The 3,419-nt window shown below is 41.3% G+C and carries 4 protein-coding genes; 1 reads left to right on the forward strand and 3 read right to left on the reverse strand.

All coding sequences use genetic code 11. The annotated features are described in order from the left end of the window. Nucleotides 1-152, forward strand: a 152-nt coding sequence (locus HMPREF0106_RS27135) for a transposase (RefSeq protein ID WP_157133819.1), incomplete at its 5' end; no start/stop codon positions are given. Here the strand turns inward: HMPREF0106_RS27135 and HMPREF0106_RS09075 are convergent. From HMPREF0106_RS09075 to HMPREF0106_RS09065, 3 genes are all read right to left on the reverse strand, one after another. Continuing rightward, complete coding sequence (locus HMPREF0106_RS09075) at nucleotides 132-593, reverse strand: hypothetical protein (RefSeq protein ID WP_229112636.1); 462 nt, start codon at nucleotides 591-593, stop codon at nucleotides 132-134. The genes HMPREF0106_RS27135 and HMPREF0106_RS09075 overlap by 21 nt on opposite strands. A 402-nt stretch (nucleotides 594-995) precedes the next feature. Continuing rightward, on the reverse strand, nucleotides 996-2,276 hold the full coding sequence (gene eno / locus HMPREF0106_RS09070) for a phosphopyruvate hydratase (RefSeq protein WP_009040384.1): 1,281 nt from the start codon (nucleotides 2,274-2,276) through the stop codon (nucleotides 996-998). Nucleotides 2,277-2,455: 179 nt separating this feature from the next. Beyond that, a complete protein-coding gene (locus HMPREF0106_RS09065; protein ID WP_008644437.1) occupies nucleotides 2,456-3,118 on the reverse strand; it encodes a pentapeptide repeat-containing protein in 663 nt (220 codons plus the stop codon). Between the last annotated feature and the right edge of the window lie 301 nt (nucleotides 3,119-3,419).

A 3,419-nucleotide genomic window follows, 5' to 3' on the forward strand; every position in this document is an offset into this window, starting at 1 on the left:
TTATGAAAGGATTTTTGAACTTCTTTGTGAACAGGAGTACAAATGCAGCAGCGGAAGCATTTAATGCTAAAATCAAAGCATTTAGGGCATCATTTAGAGGAGTAGTGGATATGAGCTTCTTCCTTTTTAGGCTAGCAAAGGTATATGCATGAAGGGAATTGACTAAACTTAATCCCCCAAGAATTACAACTGAGCCGAAGTTGCTTGATGATATTTATATTCCCGGAGAGAAAAACGATGAATTGCAGTTGAGAGGCAATTTCTTGGTTCGTTTGTTTGCGTTCTTTACTTTCGATGTTATTTTGCATTAGATAAATGCCTAATGCTTTCTGAATATCGGCTATTCCCTTGTCCCATTCATGTTCGCCAAGTGTTTGAATGAAAGTACAATATTGCTTGAGCTTTTTGCTTAGCTTTTTTAAACTGTTGTATTCGGTGTCAATGGGAGGATTAATGTGCGCAGAGCGTATTATGTTTGACATCTGCAAATAATACGTTTTCATTCCATTTTCAGAATTGAATGTAGTCAGGATATAATGTTTCGTAGCTTCTGAAACCTCTTCCTGTAAGTCTTTTAATTGACTGTTTTCCATAATCATTAGAATTTAAAAGATGAATAATAGATTGATGGGAGAGGAAGAAGTGCTAATAAAAAAGCGGTTTCGCCTGTCCCATTGTCTAACATACCGACGGCAGGTTTAGAGGTGCATTAACACTCTCTATGGGGGTACGAAACCGCCCATATAAGAGTTCACATACGAACATAAAAATGCTCGCTGCGATAGTAGGCAGGTTTCCCCACCGTCTGTTAATATGTTAGACGTTGCAAATGTAGCCTTATTAATTCAATTCGCAAAATATTGGAGATATTTATTGATGCTTAGTGAAGCTAGTTTTCTTACAATGCAAAAAGATTTAGTGAATGGTTAATATGTAAAAATCCCCGGATAATCTAATTGTCCGGGGATGAATTATTCAAGTAAGAGAATATTGAATTATTTAATTCTCTTGTAACCATATACAGCCAAATCTCCCAGTTCCTCTTCAATGCGGAGTAACTGATTGTATTTAGCCATACGGTCTGAGCGGCTTAAAGAACCTGTCTTGATCTGTCCGCTGTTAGTAGCTACTGCGATATCGGCGATAGTAGCATCTTCTGTTTCACCCGAACGGTGAGAAGTAACAGTAGTGTATCCATGACGGTGAGCCATTTCGATAGCGTTCAGTGTTTCTGTCAGCGAACCGATTTGGTTTACTTTAATCAGGATAGAGTTGGCACAGCCTTTTTCGATACCCATTGCAAGGAAATCTACGTTGGTTACGAACAGGTCGTCACCTACCAACTGGCAACGGTTGCCGATGCGTTCGGTCAGTTTTTTCCAGCCTTCCCAGTCGTTTTCGTTCATACCGTCTTCGATAGAGTCGATAGGGAATTTGTTGATTAGTTCTTCCAGGTAGTCAACTTGTTCTGCGGAAGTGCGTTTCTTACCTTTTTCACCTTCAAACTTGGTATAATCGTAAATACCATCGTGGTAGAATTCGGAAGAAGCACAGTCCATACCGATCATAACGTCTTTGCCCGGTTCGTATCCTGCAGCTTTGATAGCGGCCAGAATAGAGTTCAAAGCATCTTCCGTACCCTCGAGGTTAGGTGCGAAACCACCTTCATCACCTACAGCAGTGCTAAGGCCACGGTCTTTCAAAACTTTCTTTAAAGCGTGGAATACTTCGGCACCCATGCGCAGACCTTCTCTGAAAGAAGGAGCACCTACGGGACGGATCATAAATTCCTGGAATGCGATCGGAGCATCGCTATGTGAACCACCGTTGATGATGTTCATCATCGGTACAGGCATTACATACGTATTTGTTCCACCGATATAGCGGTATAGAGGAAGATCCAGATAGTTGGCAGCAGCTTTAGCTACGGCAAGAGATACACCGAGAATAGCGTTAGCACCTAAATTCGATTTAGTCTTAGTGCCGTCCAATGTCAGCATTGTGTAGTCGATACCTCTCTGATTGAGTGAAGACATACCAATCAGTTTCGGAGCGATGATTTTATTTACATTATCAACTGCTTTTTCTACTCCTTTTCCACCATAGCGCTGTTTGTCACCATCGCGAAGTTCCAATGCTTCGTGTTCACCTGTGGAAGCACCTGACGGCACAGATGCACGTCCCATAATGCCGGATTCCAATACTACGTCAACTTCTACTGTGGGGTTACCTCTTGAATCGAGAATTTCTCGAGCTACAATTTTTTCAATTTTCATCGTTTCTATTGTTTTTGAATAAGATTTCTGCAAAAGTACGGACTTGACGGGGAGTGAGAAATCACTATAAATAGGTATTCTTTTTGTGCCTATTCCCTATATGTCGTTAGTCCGACCTTATACTATAACAACGGGACGATGCTTTTTGTTTGAGTGCGGCGGGGTGAATTTGCAGGATTTTAATCTTCGATAATAACCCCTAACAGTGGAAGCAAATCCATTGCTTGCAGGGAAGTGATGACAGCCCCTTTCAGATCGCTGATGTTAAGCGTGATTCCGCTGATACGGGAAGTGCGCAAATCTATTCCGCGAAGCGGAGCGTGTGAAAAATCGGCTTCTACGAGATCGCAACTCTCAAATGCGACGGATGAAAAACGGCAGTCGTTCAGACTTCCGTTGCGGAGCTGGCTGTGTGCAAAACGTACCTGGTTCATTTTACTCATAGCCAGATTGATATAACCTGCGTTGCAGTCATGCAGCAAGACGTGATTCATCGTTGTTTCCGATAAATTGGTACCCAATAGTTTGCAGGAAATGAATTCTACCCGGTAGAGCGAACTTTCAGCAAAAGAAATGTTGGATAGGTCGCAGTTCTCGAACCTGACATCGCTCAGTTGAGAGGAACGGAATTTACATTCGCTGAATGTCTGATGCTGAAAGGTGCAGTTTTTGAAACTTTTGTAAGATTTGTCGATGCCTTCTTCTTTTCCTTTGCAGAATAAAAGATGAGAGACGGTTTCTTCTCTGTCGAGCCATTCCTGTAGGGTAATAGTACTGACTTCCTGTTCTTCCATCATGGGAGGAACAACGCGGACGGGTTTGGTTGGGTTTCTTTTAATCATGCCGTAAAGGTAGGATTTATATTCGAATTATTAAATCCTTAATTCCGCAACACTATAATTTAACTTTATTTATAAGTTCCTGAGCAACAAAAAGTTGCTCAGGATTTTGCCATGTCAGATTTTTCACTTATCTTAGTGTTGCAATTCAAAACAAGCGTAAATCGTAACAAGACATGGCAAAGGTACAAATAAAATCTGAAAAACTCACACCTTTTGGAGGAATTTTTTCAATCATGGAGCAATTTGACTCCATGCTTTCACCTATTATCGACCAGACACTTGGTCAGAGATGCAGCAGTAT

The sequence above is a fragment of the Bacteroides sp. D22 genome, assembly GCF_000163675.1.
GTDB lineage: Bacteria > Bacteroidota > Bacteroidia > Bacteroidales > Bacteroidaceae > Bacteroides > Bacteroides xylanisolvens.

Coding starts and splice junctions, on each gene's coding strand:
- HMPREF0106_RS09075 (WP_229112636.1), bottom strand. CDS start 593: ATGGAAAACAGTCAATTAAAAGACTTACAGGAAGAGGTTTCAGAAGCT.
- eno (WP_009040384.1), bottom strand. CDS start 2,276: ATGAAAATTGAAAAAATTGTAGCTCGAGAAATTCTCGATTCAAGAGGT.
- HMPREF0106_RS09065 (WP_008644437.1), bottom strand. CDS start 3,118: ATGATTAAAAGAAACCCAACCAAACCCGTCCGCGTTGTTCCTCCCATG.